The sequence below is a fragment of the Pseudomonas syringae genome, from assembly GCF_001698815.1.
GTDB classification, from domain to species: Bacteria; Pseudomonadota; Gammaproteobacteria; order Pseudomonadales; family Pseudomonadaceae; genus Aquipseudomonas; species Aquipseudomonas syringae_A.
The window spans coordinates 84,194-98,863 of the sequence record NZ_LGSI01000047.1 but is presented as its reverse complement, the minus strand read 5'-3'; the positions used below and the strand labels follow the sequence as shown (position 1 = coordinate 98,863).

The 14,670-nt window shown below is 60.5% G+C and carries 14 protein-coding genes and 1 riboswitch; of the genes, 8 read left to right on the top strand and 6 right to left on the bottom strand.

The window, feature by feature from the left end; genetic code table 11:
* Positions 1 to 124 precede the first annotated feature (124 nt).
* From AFK24_RS14840 to AFK24_RS14825, 4 genes are read right to left on the bottom strand one after another with little or no spacing between them, the layout of a single operon-like run.
* On the bottom strand, positions 125 to 1,084 hold the full coding sequence (locus AFK24_RS14840; protein ID WP_065833919.1) for a metal ABC transporter ATPase: 960 nt from the start codon (positions 1,082 to 1,084) through the stop codon (positions 125 to 127).
* 36 nt (positions 1,085 to 1,120) lie between these two features.
* Positions 1,121 to 1,936, bottom strand: coding sequence for an aldo/keto reductase (locus AFK24_RS14835; protein ID WP_065833918.1), 816 nt, complete (start codon positions 1,934 to 1,936; stop codon positions 1,121 to 1,123).
* A complete protein-coding gene (locus AFK24_RS14830) occupies positions 1,933 to 3,108 on the bottom strand; it encodes an NAD(P)/FAD-dependent oxidoreductase (RefSeq protein WP_065833917.1) in 1,176 nt (391 codons plus the stop codon). The genes AFK24_RS14835 and AFK24_RS14830 overlap by 4 nt, the downstream gene beginning before the upstream one ends.
* 49 nt (positions 3,109 to 3,157) lie before the next feature.
* Positions 3,158 to 3,490: a DMT family transporter gene (locus AFK24_RS14825; protein ID WP_020293621.1), complete on the bottom strand. Its 333-nt coding sequence runs from the start codon at positions 3,488 to 3,490 to the stop codon at positions 3,158 to 3,160.
* 93 nt (positions 3,491 to 3,583) lie between these two features.
* On the opposite strand from AFK24_RS14825, the gene AFK24_RS14820 reads away from it, so the two are divergent.
* Together AFK24_RS14820 and waaA are read left to right on the top strand one after the other, a co-directional pair.
* Entirely contained in the window at positions 3,584 to 4,468 is an 885-nt protein-coding gene (locus tag AFK24_RS14820; RefSeq protein ID WP_065833916.1) for a LysR family transcriptional regulator, read from the top strand.
* 14 nt (positions 4,469 to 4,482) lie between these two features.
* The gene (waaA, locus tag AFK24_RS14815; RefSeq protein WP_065833915.1) at positions 4,483 to 5,757 is read left to right on the top strand and encodes a lipid IV(A) 3-deoxy-D-manno-octulosonic acid transferase; all 1,275 of its coding nucleotides are present in this window, start codon (positions 4,483 to 4,485) and stop codon (positions 5,755 to 5,757) included.
* Positions 5,758 to 5,902: 145 nt separating this feature from the next.
* Here waaA and AFK24_RS14810 read toward each other — a convergent pair whose 3' ends face one another.
* Entirely contained in the window at positions 5,903 to 7,342 is a 1,440-nt protein-coding gene (locus AFK24_RS14810; RefSeq protein WP_065833914.1) for a TolC family outer membrane protein, read from the bottom strand.
* Between the two features lie 158 nt (positions 7,343 to 7,500).
* A riboswitch (TPP riboswitch) is annotated at positions 7,501 to 7,605 on the top strand.
* Between the two features lie 156 nt (positions 7,606 to 7,761).
* Here AFK24_RS14810 and thiC point away from each other — a divergent pair.
* Both thiC and cytX read left to right on the top strand, forming a co-directional pair.
* On the top strand, positions 7,762 to 9,651 hold the full coding sequence (thiC, locus tag AFK24_RS14805; RefSeq protein WP_065833913.1) for a phosphomethylpyrimidine synthase ThiC: 1,890 nt from the start codon (positions 7,762 to 7,764) through the stop codon (positions 9,649 to 9,651).
* A 107-nt stretch (positions 9,652 to 9,758) separates the two neighbouring features.
* A complete protein-coding gene (gene cytX / locus AFK24_RS14800) occupies positions 9,759 to 11,048 on the top strand; it encodes a putative hydroxymethylpyrimidine transporter CytX (RefSeq protein ID WP_065833912.1) in 1,290 nt (429 codons plus the stop codon).
* Here the strand turns inward: cytX and AFK24_RS14795 are convergent.
* On the bottom strand, positions 11,017 to 11,763 hold the full coding sequence (locus AFK24_RS14795; protein ID WP_065833911.1) for an RsiV family protein: 747 nt from the start codon (positions 11,761 to 11,763) through the stop codon (positions 11,017 to 11,019). The two genes, cytX and AFK24_RS14795, sit on opposite strands and share 32 nt — an antisense overlap.
* Before the next feature lie 220 nt (positions 11,764 to 11,983).
* Between AFK24_RS14795 and AFK24_RS14790 the strand changes: the two genes are divergently transcribed.
* The 4 genes from AFK24_RS14790 (at position 11,984) to AFK24_RS14775 (ending at position 14,665) form a co-directional block, all read left to right on the top strand.
* Positions 11,984 to 12,601 carry an NUDIX domain-containing protein gene (locus AFK24_RS14790; protein WP_065833910.1) on the top strand — a complete coding sequence of 206 codons (618 nt, stop codon included), beginning with the start codon at positions 11,984 to 11,986 and terminating at the stop codon, positions 12,599 to 12,601.
* Complete coding sequence (locus AFK24_RS14785) at positions 12,592 to 13,044, top strand: DUF1249 domain-containing protein (protein WP_065833909.1); 453 nt, start codon at positions 12,592 to 12,594, stop codon at positions 13,042 to 13,044. Before AFK24_RS14790 ends, AFK24_RS14785 begins: the two co-directional genes overlap by 10 nt.
* 98 nt (positions 13,045 to 13,142) lie before the next feature.
* Complete coding sequence (cpdA, locus tag AFK24_RS14780; RefSeq protein ID WP_276204969.1) at positions 13,143 to 13,952, top strand: 3',5'-cyclic-AMP phosphodiesterase; 810 nt, start codon at positions 13,143 to 13,145, stop codon at positions 13,950 to 13,952.
* A 95-nt stretch (positions 13,953 to 14,047) separates the two neighbouring features.
* Positions 14,048 to 14,665, top strand: a complete 618-nt coding sequence (locus AFK24_RS14775) for a YqiA/YcfP family alpha/beta fold hydrolase (protein WP_065833908.1) — start codon at positions 14,048 to 14,050, stop codon at positions 14,663 to 14,665.
* Positions 14,666 to 14,670: the final 5 nt, after the last annotated feature.

Genomic DNA, 14,670 nt, shown 5'->3' with positions numbered 1-14,670 from the left:
GTCCTGCAACGACTGAACTCCGTAGGAGCGGCTTTAGCCGCGAGCCATGAGCCATGAGCCATGAGCCACGCTGGCGCAAATGATGTGCTCCCGGCTGAAGCCGGTCCTACGGAGATTCGGCGCTTCAGCCTTTCAGACCCTTCACCAACCGCAACAACTGCCGGGCCTTGCCGGTCAGGCGCTTGAGGCCGGTCTTTTTCGGCGGCGGGGTCATGCCCTGTTGGCGCAGCCAGTCTTTCCAGCGAATCCGCTCGTCACGCACCACCCAGCCGTCCTGAGCCGCAAAGCTCTCCGCCAGATACAGCCCGCGTGTTCCCGCTGGCGTCAGCTTGTCGCGCTTGAGGGTGTAAAGCTCGGGCAGCGGCACACCGTTTTCCAGTGGCATCAGGTACAGGTCAGGCTTGCTGCGATTGAGGCGGGCCACCAGCTCATCGTTTTCCAGGCATTCATCCACATGAAACAGGCTCAGCGGCCGTGCTTCCTTGGGTACTTCCAGGCGCATGTCGTAGATCAGCTGCAATGAAGCGGTGGGCAGATGCACGTAGGCGCGTGGCCGTTCGATCAGTGTCATGCTGCCGCAACGTACCGGGCGGGCCGCGCCGGACAAGGGCGTCAGGCGAAACGGCATGGCTTCGCGATAGTGCAGGGCGGCGGAGTAGGGCGCCGGTAGCCAGGTGTCATTGAAACGCCCGCTCAACCAGCCTTGCGGGGTTTCGATCAGGCACTCTTCGGCCACTTCCTGAATCGCGGTGTGCAGCGGCAGATTCAGTTCGTGGGCCGGAACATAACCGGAGATCAGCTTGAGCACGATGTCGCCACGATCCTGCCGACGCTGGCGCACCAGAACCCAGTAATCGCGGTTTTGCCAATTCAACGTCAGACGTACCGAAACCCCGAGATTGGCCAGTTCCGTATCGAAGCGCGAACTGTCCGCCACTTCGATTTTGCGGCGGCGCTGCTGGGTCTGGGCAAAATTCAGCGGCATGCCGATGCTCTGGTAGCTCAGGCCTTCGGGGGTGGCTTCGACGAACAGCGGCAGGGTTTTGAAGTTGCTGGGGTTTTTCCGAATCAGGGTTCGCGGCATATCGGCTCCTTCTTGCGTTGGGGTCGGCCGCCTACATCAGGCTTGACGGCGAATCACGGCAGCGGCAGTGGCGACGTTGTGGGCCAGATGGAGCGGATCAATGGTCCCGACAATAGCACTGGCGACCGCTGGATGCTCAAACAGCAGCTGGAAACTGGCCTGTACCGGATCGACTCCCGGGCTCAGGCATACGTGGCCACTGGCTAGAGCCTTCTTGATCAGAATGCCCTTGCCGTGAGCAGCAGCGTAGTCCAGTACTGGCTTTTCGCCCTGTTCGTTGAGGTTGTACGTGACCATCGCACAATCGCCTTCGCGCAGCGCCAGCAGGCCTCCCTCGACGGTCTTGCCGGAAAAGCCGAAGCCACGAATCTTGCCTTCGCGTTTCAGGTCGGCCAGCGCCTGATAGACGCCGCTGTCGTTGAGCACGGCCAGATCGTTGCCGTCGGAATGCACCAACACCAGATCGATAAAATCGGTTTCCAGGCGTTTCAGGCTGCGTTCCACGGACTTGCGCGTGTGTTCAGGGCTGAAGTCATGACTCGACTGGCCGGCTTCGAACTCCTCGCCCACCTTGCTGACGATCACCCAATCCTGACGCTGACCGCGCAGCAGCGGGCCGAGGCGTTCTTCGCTGGTGCCATAGGCGGGCGCGGTGTCGATCAGATTGATGCCCATGTCTCTGGCCATCTTCAACAGCATCTGCGCGTGCTGGTCGTCCGGGATCTTGAAGCCATTGGGATACTTGACCCCTTGATCCCGGCCGAGCTTGACCGTGCCCAGGCCCAGCGGCGAGACGATCAGGCCGGTACCGCCCAGCGGGCGATGCAAATCGTGCAGTGTTTTGACGGTCATGGCAGCAGTTGATCCCAGACTGGTACAGCCAGCGGCGGTCGTGGCAGTCCTGCCAGCGGCGGCTGAGGCGTTGGGTGGATTTCATCATGAGACAGCGCGGCCAGCACCCGGTCGGCAAAGTCCGGAGCCAGGGCCAGCTTGGTCGGCCAGCCCGTCATCAATCGACCCTGCACGTTGAGGAACGCGTTGTCAGGGCGAGTCAGGCCGGATTGCGCAGGTTCTGCACGGTCAACGCGCAAGGTCGCCCATTGCACCTGACTGAGATCGATCCAGGGCAACAAAGTGCCCAGTTCTTTTTTCACTGCGGCGATTTGTGCGGCTGGTTCGCGGGCAACTCCGTCTGCCTCGGCGACGTCGCCGCCGACGTACCACACCCATTGGCCATCGGCAGCCGGATGGGTGGTGACCGTGAGACGCGGTTTCGGTCCGCCGCCCAGGCAGTGCGCGTACAAGGGTTTCAGGGTTGGCCCTTTGGCCAGCACCATGTGCAGCGGACGGCGTTGCATCGTTGGTTGCGAGACGCCGAGCGTCTTCAGCAGTTGTGCATTACCGGCGCCTGCGCTGAGCACGATCCGTTGCGCAAGAATATTGCGCCCGTCAATGCACAGACCGATCAGCTGGTCGCCGTCGTGCAGCGGTTCGATGTTCTGCCCGGCCAGCAAGCTGTCGCCCGCCAATTCCGCAAGCCGTGCGATCAGGCTCGGTACATCGATCACCAGTTCAGCCAGCCGATACACCTTGCCCTTGAATTTCGGATCTTGCAGCGCGGGGGGAAGGTCGGTGCCTTTGACTTGATCGACGCGGCCGCGCACCGCCTTGCTGGCGAAAAAGCTGGTGAGATTGCCGGCCAGGGTGCCAGGCGACCACAAGTAATGCGCTTCGGACAGCAGACGAACGCCGGTCAGATCCAGCTCGCCCTTGCCCGACAGCGCCTCACGCCAGCGGCGCGGCATGTCGGCAATGGCTTCGGACGCGCCGGACAGCGCGCCATGCAGCGCGTATTTGGCGCCGCCGTGAATGATGCCCTGGGACTTCAGGCTTTGCCCGCCGCCCAGTGCCGAACTTTCTACCAGAACTGTCGAGAATCCTTGACGACGCAGCCGGGCATTGAGCCAGAGACCAGCAACGCCGGCACCGACGATCAGAACGTCAGTGGAAATAGCAGAAGGCATGAGCACCTCAGTGGCCGGAAGAATGCGGCCATTATAGAGGATCGCGTTTTCAATGCCCGGCGGTTTTCGAGAACAACTGGATCACCACCACGCCCGCGACGATCATCGCCATCCCCAGCACCGCCGGCAGGTCGAGTTTCTGCCCGTAAATAAACAGCGCCGCGACGCTGACCATGACAATCCCCATGCCAGCCCATACCGCATAAGCCACGCCGACGGGAATGGTGCGCACCACCAGAATCAGCATCCAGAAAGCAATGGCGTAGCCGCAAATGACCAGCAACAGCGGCAGCGGGGTGCTCAAGCCTTTCACGGCTTTCATGGAAACGGTGCCGATGACTTCGGCGCAAATGGCAATGGCCAGCAGGTAGTAAGCAGACATGGGATAACTCCTCTTCACAGGCTGCGCATTCTAGAGATTACTGAAGTGCGGTAAAGTCATTACCTATCTGCAATAAAGATAGGTTGGTGTGCGATGCAATGGAATATTGAGCAGATCCGTTTGTTCGTCAGCGTGGCCGAGCAGCGTTCGTTTTCCGCCGTGGCGCGGGACATGCGCCGGGCGCAATCGGCGGTCAGCAGCGCCGTGGCCATGCTTGAGTCCGATCTTGGCGTCAGCCTGTTCGAGCGCAGCAGCGGTCGCCAGCCGCGCTTGACCGAAGCCGGGACCGCGCTGCTTGAAGAAGCTCGGGAGCTGCTGCGCCAATGCGAACGTCTTGACGGTCGCGCGCTGGCCCTGGCCCGAGGCCAGGAAGCCCGATTGCGCTTAGCCCATGACGAAGCGATGCCGTATCAGCCGGTGCTGGACAGCCTCGAAGAATTGGCTGAACGCTTCCCGGTGGTCGAAGTGCAACTGGCCAGCGCCGCTCAGGGTGACGTCGCGCGCAAGCTGCTGGAACGACGGGCCGATCTGGGTTTGCTGTTTCATCATGAGCAAATGCCCGAAACCCTCGAGCGTCGCGGCTTGGGCAGCGTGGAAATGGTCACGGTCTGCGCCGTAGGTCATCCGTTGGCGAATCAGGCCAGGGTCAGTCGCCAGCAGCTCGGTCGCCATCGGCAATTGCTCATCGCGCCACAGCAAAGCGGCTATCCCGGCGGCGAACAGCTCAGTGCGCAGGTCTGGCGGGCTGACAGTTTTTACGTCATGGCGGAATTGCTCATGCGCGGGCTGGGTTGGGCCTGGCTGCCGCGCCATGTGGTGCAATATCCGACGTATCAGAACCAGATGACCGAACTGCTCAGCGAGTGGACGCCGCCGCCCTTGGTGGTGGAAATGGTCTGGCGTCGCGACGAACCCCTTGGCCCTGCCGCGCAATGCCTGGCAGAAAGTTTTGCCCGGCATTTGCAGGCAATTGGCTGATAAACTCCGCGCCCATGAATAGAACTCTATATACCCTGCTGTTTCATCTCGGCCTGCCGCTGGTGGCCTTGCGACTATGGCTGCGGGCGCGCAAGGCGCCGGCTTACCGCCAGCGGATCGGTGAACGATTCGCCTTCGGCCTGCCGCCGATGCAGTTGGGCGGAATCTGGGTGCATGCAGTTTCAGTGGGTGAAAGCATCGCTGCGGCACCGATGATTCGCGCGCTGCTGGCGCGTTACCCGCAGTTGCCGATCACCGTGACCTGCATGACGCCCACCGGATCAGAGCGAATCAAGGCAGTGTTCGCGGGCGAGCCGCGCATTCAGCATTGTTACCTGCCATACGATTTGCCTTGGGCGGCTGGACGCTTTCTCGATCATGTGCGGCCGGTGCTGGGCATCATCATGGAAACCGAGCTGTGGCCCAATCACATCAATCAGTGCGCCAAACGTGGCATTCCGGTGGTATTGGCCAACGCGCGTTTGTCAGAGCGTTCAGCGCGAGGTTACGGAAAGTTCGCCAAACTGACTCGACCGATGCTGGCGCAAATGAGCTGGATCGCCGTGCAGACCGAGGCCGAGGCCCAGCGTTTTCGGGATCTGGGCGCGCGTCCTGAATGCGTGGCGGTGACCGGTTCGATCAAGTTCGACTTGAGCATTGCCCCGCAGTTACTCAAAGACGCCGCAGGCCTGCGGGAGCAATGGCAAGCCACGCAACGTCCGGTCTGGATCGCCGCCAGCACCCACGCGGGCGAAGATGAAAGCGTGTTGTCGGCCCATCGGCAATTGTTGGCGAGCCATCCTGACGCGCTGCTGATTCTGGTGCCGCGCCATCCCGAGCGTTTCGCCAGCGTGCATGATCTGTGTGTGCAGCAAGGCTTCACAACGGTTCGGCGTTCATCGCAGCAACCGGTCAGCGCGCAAACGTCGGTGTTGCTCGGCGATACCATGGGCGAGCTGCTGTTTCTCTATGCCTTGGCTGATATCGCATTTGTCGGCGGCAGTCTGGTGCCCAATGGTGGTCATAACCTGCTGGAGCCTGCGGCGTTGGCCAAACCGGTGTTGAGCGGGCCGCACCTGTTCAACTTCCTGGAAATCGCTGCGCTGTTGCGCAATGCCGGGGCGCTGGCCGAAGTCGCCGACGCCGCGAGCCTGTCAGCCGCCGTGCAACGCCTGTTTGATCAGCCGCAACAGGCGCGCACCATGGCCGATGCCGGGTTGCAGGTGATGAGCGCCAATCAAGGGGCGTTGCAGCGGTTGTTGGACGGGATTGGGCGGTTGGTTAAATAACCATCCCGTAGGAGCGAGGCTTGCTGTAGGACCGGCTTTAGCCGGGAGGGCAATTGACGCTCTCGCGACTAAAGTCGCTCCTACGGTCGCTCCTACGGCCAATTCGCGGGCAAGCCTCGCTCCAACGGGGACCGCAAACGAACGTTTATTGTTGCGCAGGCCGTTCAAAGTTTTTCCGCGCAGCGGCTGCCAGGTCCGGCGGCAGGAAGTCCTTGTCCGGGTTGTAATCCGGTTTGAGGTAACGCGACAAATCCTGCAGGTCGCCAGGATTCAGGGTGCCTGCGGCCTGTTTCAAGCGCAGGTTATCCAGGATGTAGTCGTAGCGGGTGTTGTTGTAGTCGCGCACCGAGGCGTACAGCTGGCGTTGCGCGTCCAGCACATCGACGATGTTGCGCGTGCCGACCTGATAGCCGATTTCCGTGGCTTCCAGCGCGCTCTGGTTGGAGATGATCGACTGCTTGCGCGCCTGGACCTGCTCTACGTCGGTGTTCACCGCGCGGTGCAGGTTACGGGTGTTTTCCACCACCTGACGACGCAGGCCTTCGCGACGTTGTTCGCTCTGGCTCAGGCGTGAATAGGCTTCGCGAACCTGTGAGCTGGTCAGCCCGCCGCTGTAGATCGGAATATTCAACTGCACGCCGATACTGCGTTGTTCCACGTCGCCGCTGTAGTTCTGCCCGGTGTAGTTCGGGTTACTGAAGCCCAATGCGTCGTTGTCGCCACGCTTGTAGGTCGCCACCGCATCCAGCGTCGGAGCGTGCCCGGCCTTGCGCTGGCGCAGGGTTTCTTCGGCTGCGTTCACGGCGTAGTTACTGGCCAGCAGATTCAGGTTCTGCTGCGCGGCCGTGTCGACCCAGGCCTTGGCGTCATTGGGCGTCGGCGCGAGTACCGGCAGCGTATGAACGATGCCTTCGATGGCGTTGTATTCGCGATTGGTCAGCGTTCCCAAGGCCTGGAACGCATCGTCCACCTGACGTCTGGCGATGATTCGGTTGGCCCGCGCGGTGTCGTAGCTGGCCTGGGCTTGCAGCACGTCGGTCTTGTCCGACAGGCCGACATCGAAGCGCTCATTGGCTTGATCCAGCTGACGTTTGAACGCGGCCTCTTCGGCTTTGGTCGAGGCCAGATTGTCCTGGGCGCGCAGCACGGTGAAATAATCCTCGGCGCTTTGCAGGATCAGGTTCTGTTCAGTGGCCGAGAGTTCCAGCGCGGCTTGTTCGTTGACCGCTTCAGCGGCCTGCAACTGGAACCAGCGGTCGGCGCGAAAGATCGGCTGGCTGAGCGTCGCCTGATACACCGTACCGCTGCGGGTCGCGGTGATATTGGGCTGGTTGATGCTGGTGCGGGTGTTGTTCACATCGGCACCGGCCGACAGATTGGGCAGCAACCCTGCGCGCGCCTGCGGCACGATCTCCTTGCGGGCGGCGTAATCGGCGCGGGCAGCCGCCAGGTCGGCGTTGTTGTTGACCGCTTCCTGATAAACATTGACCAGTCCGGTCTTGGTCGGAAGAGGCAAGTCCGCTGCCCAGGCCACTGCATTGCACGTACACGACACGGCGATGGCCAATGAAAGTTTACGCAGCATGAGGCATTCCCTGTTGGTAATTGTTCTGCGGGTTCGCAAGTCAAACCAGCCTGCGAGTGTAGAGGCTGGCCTCGTTTGCAACAATCCGGCATATCAGCCATTTATCGAGCGTTTGAAAACGGGCTTGGTAATCCGGGCGCGTCCCGACTAGACTGGCGACGTTCTTGTCGGGGTGCCTTGTTTGGAGGCTGAGATCGGTTAATCCGGATCCCGTTGAACCTGATCAGGTTAGCGCCTGCGTAGGGAACAAGATTTCTCGTCTCCCGGCGAGTCCTCTTGAGTGTCGTCCGGGGTCGTTGGTTCATAAATGAACCGCAACACCCTTGCTCGCCACTCAGCGCCGCTCTAGGTGCGTCTTCTCGTTTTCAGGTTCGCTCCGACAATTAATCCGCCGCTGGATGATGTCTGGAGAGCCCGTGATGAGTACAAATCTAAAAAACGCCGCCAATTTGAGTGAATCCGCCCAGGTCGATTCCGGATCGGTGCAGCCGTTTACCCGCTCGCAAAAAATTTACGTCGAGGGCTCACGCCCGGACATCCGCGTGCCGATGCGCGAAGTTCACCTGGACGTGACGCCGACTGACTTCGGCGGCGAAATCAACGCGCCGGTGACCGTGTACGACACGTCCGGCCCGTACACCGACCCCAATGTCGTCATCGACGTGCGCAAGGGCCTGGCCGACGTTCGCTCGCCATGGATCGACTCGCGCAATGACACCGAACGCCTGCCGGGCCTGAGTTCCAGCTTCGGCCAGCAACGCCTTGGCGATGCCGAGCTGACGCGCCTGCGTTTCGCCCATGTGCGCAATCCGCGCCGGGCCAAGGCGGGCGCCAACGTCAGCCAGATGCACTATGCGCGTCAGGGCATTATTACCGCCGAGATGGAATACGTCGCCATCCGCGAAAACATGAAATTGCAGGAAGCCCGCGCCGCCGGTCTGCTGACCCAGCAACACGCCGGTCACAGCTTCGGCGCCAGCGTGCCGAAGGAAATCACCGCCGAATTCGTCCGTGAAGAAATCGCCCGCGGTCGCGCGATTATCCCGGCCAACATCAACCACACCGAACTTGAGCCGATGATCATCGGTCGCAACTTCCTGGTGAAGATCAACGGCAACATCGGCAACAGCGCGCTGGGTTCTTCCATCGAAGAAGAAGTCGCCAAGCTGACCTGGGGCATTCGCTGGGGTTCGGACACGGTCATGGACTTGTCCACCGGCAAACACATTCACGAGACCCGCGAATGGATCATCCGTAACTCGCCGGTGCCAATCGGTACCGTGCCGATTTATCAGGCCCTGGAAAAAGTCGGCGGCGCGGCCGAAGACCTGACTTGGGAATTGTTCCGTGACACGCTGATCGAGCAAGCGGAGCAGGGCGTCGATTACTTCACCATCCACGCCGGCGTGCTGCTGCGCTACGTGCCGCTGACCGCCAAGCGCGTGACCGGCATCGTCAGCCGTGGTGGTTCGATCATGGCCAAGTGGTGCCTGGCGCATCACCAGGAAAACTTCCTCTACACGCATTTCGAAGACATCTGCGAAATCATGAAAGCCTACGACGTCAGCTTCTCGCTGGGCGATGGCTTGCGTCCGGGCTCGATTGCCGACGCCAACGACGCCGCGCAATTCGGCGAGCTGGAAACCCTCGGCGAGCTGACCAAGATCGCCTGGAAGCACGACGTGCAAACCATGATCGAAGGCCCAGGCCACGTGCCGATGCAGCTGATCAAAGAGAACATGGATAAGCAGCTGGAATGCTGTGACGAGGCGCCGTTCTACACCCTCGGCCCGCTGACCACCGACATCGCGCCGGGTTACGACCACATCACTTCGGGCATCGGTGCGGCGATGATCGGCTGGTTCGGTTGCGCCATGCTGTGCTACGTCACGCCGAAGGAACACTTGGGCCTGCCGAACAAGGATGACGTGAAGACCGGGATCATCACCTACAAGATCGCCGCTCACGCCGCCGACCTCGCCAAAGGCCATCCCGGCGCGCAGATTCGCGACAACGCCTTGAGCAAGGCGCGTTTTGAATTCCGTTGGGAAGACCAGTTCAACCTCGGCCTCGATCCGGATACCGCGCGCTCGTACCATGACGAAACCTTGCCCAAGGATTCGGCCAAGGTCGCGCACTTTTGCTCCATGTGCGGCCCGAAATTCTGCTCGATGAAAATCACCCAGGAAGTTCGCGAATACGCCGCCAACCAGCGGATTGAAACGGTGGATGCGGAGGTTGCCAAGGGTTTGGCGGAACAGGCTGAACGCTTCAAGCAGGAAGGTAGCCAGCTTTACAAGAAGGTTTGATTGTTCGAGGCATCGTTACCCGACCGTAGGACCGGCTTCAGCCGGGAGGGCGCCCTCCCGGCTGAAGCCGGTCCTACGGGATATCCGCATCTCTTTGAGATCACCCCATGAACACCCCCAGCACCTATTCACCCGATATCCCCGTTCCCCAAGGCAAGCGTGTCTTCGGTGGGCGTGATTTGTTTTCCCTGTGGTTCTCCCTCGGCATTGGCCTGATGGTTCTGCAAACCGGGGCCTTGCTGGCGCCGGGGTTGGGCATGTCGGGTTCGCTGCTGGCGATTTTCCTCGGCACGCTGGTCGGCGTTTTGCTGCTCGCGGCGGTTGGCGTCATTGGCAGCGACACCGGTTTGTCGTCCATGGCCGCACTCAAGCTCAGCCTGGGCAGCAAAGGCGCGTCGTTGCCGGCAGTCCTGAACCTGCTGCAATTGGTGGGTTGGGGCTCGTTTGAAATCATCGTCATGCGCGACGCAGCGAGTCTGCTCGGTGCACGAGCTTTCGGTGAAGGCGCTTTGCTGACCAACCCGCTGTTGTGGACGCTGGTTTTCGGCGCACTGGCCACGTTGCTCGCGGTCAGCGGTCCGTTGACGTTTGTGCGGCAGATCTTGCGCAAATGGGGCATCTGGCTATTGCTGGCGGCGTGCCTGTGGCTGACCTGGAACCTGGTCACCAAGGCTGATCTGTCCGCGCTCTGGTCCCGAGCCGGGGATGGTTCGCTGCCGTTTGCGGTCGGCTTTGATATCGCTATCGCCATGCCATTGTCGTGGCTGCCGCTGATTGCTGACTATTCACGCTTCGGCAAGCGCGCGAAAAACGTGTTTGGCGGGACGGCGCTGGGCTTCTTTATCGGTAACTTCTGGCTGATGAGCCTGGGCGTTGCATACACCCTGGCGTTCGCGCCAAGTGGTGAAGTCAATGCGCTGCTGCTGGCGTTGGCCGGGGCTGGCCTGGGGATTCCGCTGTTGCTGATTCTGCTCGACGAGTCGGAAAACGCTTTTGCCGATATTCACTCGGCGGCGGTATCCAGCGGGATGTTGGTGCGCTTGAAAGTTGAACACCTGGCCTTGGCCATTGGCGTGATCTGCACGCTGATCGCCTGTTTCGCACCGCTGGCGCAGTACCAGAACTTCCTGTTGCTGATCGGCTCGGTGTTCGCGCCGCTGTTCGGCGTGGTGCTGGTGGATCACTTTATTCTGCGGGGGCGCAGCAGTCAGGTCGCAACAGTCGGGTTTCGCTGGCTGACGCTTCTGGCCTGGCTGGGCGGGATCAGCACCTATCACTTGCTGGCCAATCTGTATCCGGACATCGGCGCAACACTGCCAGCGATCATCGTCGCTGGCGTGCTGCAATTGCTGTTGGGGAAAACCCTCAACCGCGGCCGGGGAACAGTTCCGGTTTGAGGATGCCATTGAGCTGCGGATAAGGAATCTTCAGCTCGATGTGGCCCATGGAATAGGGCGCGATGGTCGTCACCGGATACTTGAGGATCATCGCGCCATAGGTCAGGGCAATGTTCGGCGTCTTCTTGAACGGCCAGGTTTTGATGAACTCAGGGTCTTCGTTCATTTTGGTCGAGACCAGCCAGCCCTGGTGCGACAGCTCGGCTTTCTGCCAGAAGTCGCTTTCCTTGCCGGGGATGATCATGTCGGCAAGGGTCAACACGCGTTGTTGTGGACGCGAATAGTTGATGAACGCGCGACCCGGCTCGCCGTGGGCGCCGCCACCATCGAGATAACTCGAGAGCTCGATCACCACGATACCGTCATGCTGCTCACGTACCTTGGCCTGCAGATAGCTGGCATTGCGGCCTTCGGTTTCGCGCAGGTATTGCTCCTGATACGCCTTGAGCGTCGGCGCCACGGGTGCGCTTGAATCGGTGCGCGTCAGTTGCAGCAGGGTTTTCTGCACGATTGCATCGAGTTTCGGCTCGTCGGCGAAATGTACGGTATCGATGTTGACCAGCGGACAATCGGCCGTGGTGCAGCCCGGCTTGATCAGCTCGGAAGCGTCGCGCTGGACTTGCAGCGGGGCACGGTAGTTAGGTTGGAACAGACTCTGGCAAGCGCCCAGCATCAAGGCCAGGCAAGCCAGTGAAGCGATCCTCAGTAACGACATGTTGATCCTTTGCGGTGGCAATTAAGGCGGTTACGTTGTTCGTATGCAGGCTGCTTGGACTGCAAACAGGGCCATCGGTTCGCCGCTTGGCGGATTAGAGTTCGTTTCGCTATCGCCCGTCTACCCTGCATATTCGAGGGGGCTGCGACGCGGCTTGTGTTGAAACGGCATCAGACTCTAGGATGGCACGAAGCCAAAGATTGCCTTAAGCGAGAACTGTATGACTGAATCGACCCGATCAACCCCGACGGCTTACGAAATTACCCAGCGCGATAACTGCTTCCAGGGATTCTACAAACTGGACAAGCTGTTCCTTCGCCATGAGCTGTTCGCCGGCGGGATGAGCAAGCAGATCAGTCGCGAGCTTTTCGTGCGCCACGACGCTGTTTGCGTACTGCCATACGACGCCAAACGCGACGAAGTGGTCTTGATCGAGCAGTTCCGGGTAGGTGCCGCGGAGAAGACCGGCAATCCGTGGCTGATCGAATTGGTGGCAGGTCTGATCGACAAGGCCGAGGAACCGGAAGAGGTTGCCCACCGCGAAGCAGAAGAGGAAGCTGGACTTGTGTTCAGTGCGTTGTGGCCCATCACCAAATATTTTCCTTCGCCCGGCGGCAGCGATGAATTCGTTCATCTTTACCTGGGACGTTGCGAAAGTGAGGGCGCCGGGGGATTGCACGGACTGGAGGAGGAAGGTGAAGATATCCGCGTGACGGTCTGGGCATTGGACGATGCGCTGCAAGCCGTACGCGACGGCACTATCAAGAACGCTTCGACGATCATTGCCTTGCAATGGTTGGCGTTGAATCGCATAGAAGTCAGGGGGTTATGGTCGTGAATCTTGTGCGCGAGCGCTATCGAGTTGATCTGGTGGGCCTGCAAGCGGCCTGCGAGGCCAACTATGCGCGCTTGATGCGATTGCTGCCGGACATGCGTAACGAGCAACGCTCGCGACGCGTGGCCGTGACGCAGGGCGATCAGATGCTGGGCGTGCTGGCGGTTGAAGTGCTGCTCGATTGCCCGTACACCACCACGCTGCAGGTGCGCCAGGAACACAGCCTGCCGTGGCTGCCGGTGCCCAAACTGGAAGTCCAGGTCTATCACGACGCCCGCATGGCCGAAGTCATCGGCGCCGAACATGCGCGCCGCTTTCGTGGCATCTACCCGTACCCCAACGCCGACATGCACCAGCCCGACGAAAAGGCCCAGCTCAATCTGTTCCTCGGTGAATGGCTGAGTCATTGCCTGGCGTGCGGTCATGAGTTTGAAGCGGTGCGCTGATCGATCTCGACACATTTGTGAGCCAGGCCCGTCTTGCGGGTTTACCCGCCTTCATCATCGCCACATAATCGCGCTGAATCCGCTCAAGGAGACGGCCTTTGCCGCGTCCACCCGATAACAGTTCTTCGGTGCTGATGGTCCAGTTGTCCGACAGCCATTTGTTCGCCTCGGCGGACGGCACGTTGCTGGGCATGAAAACCCGTGACAGTCTGCAAAAGGTCATCGAGCAGGTGTTGGCCGAGCAGCCGCAGGTTGATCTGGTGGTTGCCAGTGGTGATGTCTCGCAAGACGGCAGCGTTGAGTCCTACGAAGCGTTTCGGCAGTTGAGTGGGCAGATTGACGCTGTTAAACGCTGGTTTCCCGGCAATCACGATGAATCCCTGGGAATGCAGCAGGCGGCGCAAGACAGTGATTTGCTCGACCCCATCATCGATATCGGCAACTGGCGCATCACGTTGCTGGATTCGTCGGTGCCCGGTTCGGTGCCGGGTTTTCTCCAGGACAGCCAATTGCAGTTGCTGGCGCAGTCGTTGCGCGCTGCGCCCGAGCGGCATCATCTGATTTGCCTGCACCATAATCCGGTGCCCATCGGTTGTGCGTGGATGGACCCCATTGGTTTGCGCAATCCAGACGCGCTGTTTGCGGTGCTTGAGGGTTTCCCGCAAGTACGAGCGGTGCTCTGGGGCCATGTGCATCAGGAATACGATCAGCTGCGCGGTGATATTCGCTTGCTCGCCTCGCCATCGACCTGCATCCAGTTCGCGCCGGGCAGCGCGGACTTCAAGGTCGATACCGCCGCGCCGGGTTACCGCTGGTTGCGTCTGCATGATGATGGGCGGCTTGAAACCGGGGTTTCCCGGGTAGTTGGCATGCAATTCGAGGTGGATTACGGTGGCGACGGTTATTGAGATTTCACCTGGAAACACCTGCGCACGAGTCTTCTGACGCTAGTCCCTGTAAACTGCGCGGCTTTGCACGGCTCAGTGTTCCAAGAGGGGACGACGTGAACAGCGAAAAACCCACACTGTTGTACATCCACGGCCTGAACAGCTCGGCTCAGTCGAAGAAAGCCAGCCAATTGATCGCCTTGATGCAGTCACTTGGCTTGAGCGAGCAATTGCACGTGCCGGAACTGCATCACCATCCGCGCCAAGCCATGCTCCAGCTCGAATCTGCAGTTGAGACGCTGGGTCGGCCGCTGCTGGTCGGCAGCTCGCTCGGCGGCTACTATGCGACTCACCTGGCGCAGCGCCATGGATTGAAGGCGGTGCTGATCAATCCGGCGGTCAATCCGCACCAGTTATTCGACGGATTTGTCGGCACTCAGCAGAATCTTTACACCGGCGAAACCTGGGAATTGACTCACGATCACGTTGTGGCCCTGAGCGAACTGGAAGTCCCGGCGCCTCAAGACCCGCAGCGTTTTCAGGTCTGGCTGCAAACCGGCGATGAAACCCTGGATTACCGCCGCGCCGAAACGTTTTATCGTGCTTGCGCCCTGCGCATTCAGGCCGGCGGCGACCACAGTTACCAGGGTTTCGCCGCACAATTGCCCGCGCTGTTGAGTTTTGCCGGGTTCGCGCCTGAACTGTTGCAGGCGATTGATGTTTCGAAGTTGTAGTCAAG

Excerpts from the sequence above, each read along its gene's own strand:
- AFK24_RS14840 (WP_065833919.1), bottom strand. The coding sequence starts at position 1,084 with ATGCCGCGAACCCTGATTCGGAAAAACCCCAGCAACTTCAAAACCCTG.
- AFK24_RS14835 (WP_065833918.1), bottom strand. The coding sequence starts at position 1,936 with ATGACCGTCAAAACACTGCACGATTTGCATCGCCCGCTGGGCGGTACC.
- AFK24_RS14830 (WP_065833917.1), bottom strand. The coding sequence starts at position 3,108 with ATGCCTTCTGCTATTTCCACTGACGTTCTGATCGTCGGTGCCGGCGTT.
- AFK24_RS14825 (WP_020293621.1), bottom strand. The coding sequence starts at position 3,490 with ATGTCTGCTTACTACCTGCTGGCCATTGCCATTTGCGCCGAAGTCATC.
- AFK24_RS14820 (WP_065833916.1), top strand. The coding sequence starts at position 3,584 with ATGCAATGGAATATTGAGCAGATCCGTTTGTTCGTCAGCGTGGCCGAG.
- waaA (WP_065833915.1), top strand. The coding sequence starts at position 4,483 with ATGAATAGAACTCTATATACCCTGCTGTTTCATCTCGGCCTGCCGCTG.
- AFK24_RS14810 (WP_065833914.1), bottom strand. The coding sequence starts at position 7,342 with ATGCTGCGTAAACTTTCATTGGCCATCGCCGTGTCGTGTACGTGCAAT.
- thiC (WP_065833913.1), top strand. The coding sequence starts at position 7,762 with ATGAGTACAAATCTAAAAAACGCCGCCAATTTGAGTGAATCCGCCCAG.
- cytX (WP_065833912.1), top strand. The coding sequence starts at position 9,759 with ATGAACACCCCCAGCACCTATTCACCCGATATCCCCGTTCCCCAAGGC.
- AFK24_RS14795 (WP_065833911.1), bottom strand. The coding sequence starts at position 11,763 with ATGTCGTTACTGAGGATCGCTTCACTGGCTTGCCTGGCCTTGATGCTG.
- AFK24_RS14790 (WP_065833910.1), top strand. The coding sequence starts at position 11,984 with ATGACTGAATCGACCCGATCAACCCCGACGGCTTACGAAATTACCCAG.
- AFK24_RS14785 (WP_065833909.1), top strand. The coding sequence starts at position 12,592 with ATGGTCGTGAATCTTGTGCGCGAGCGCTATCGAGTTGATCTGGTGGGC.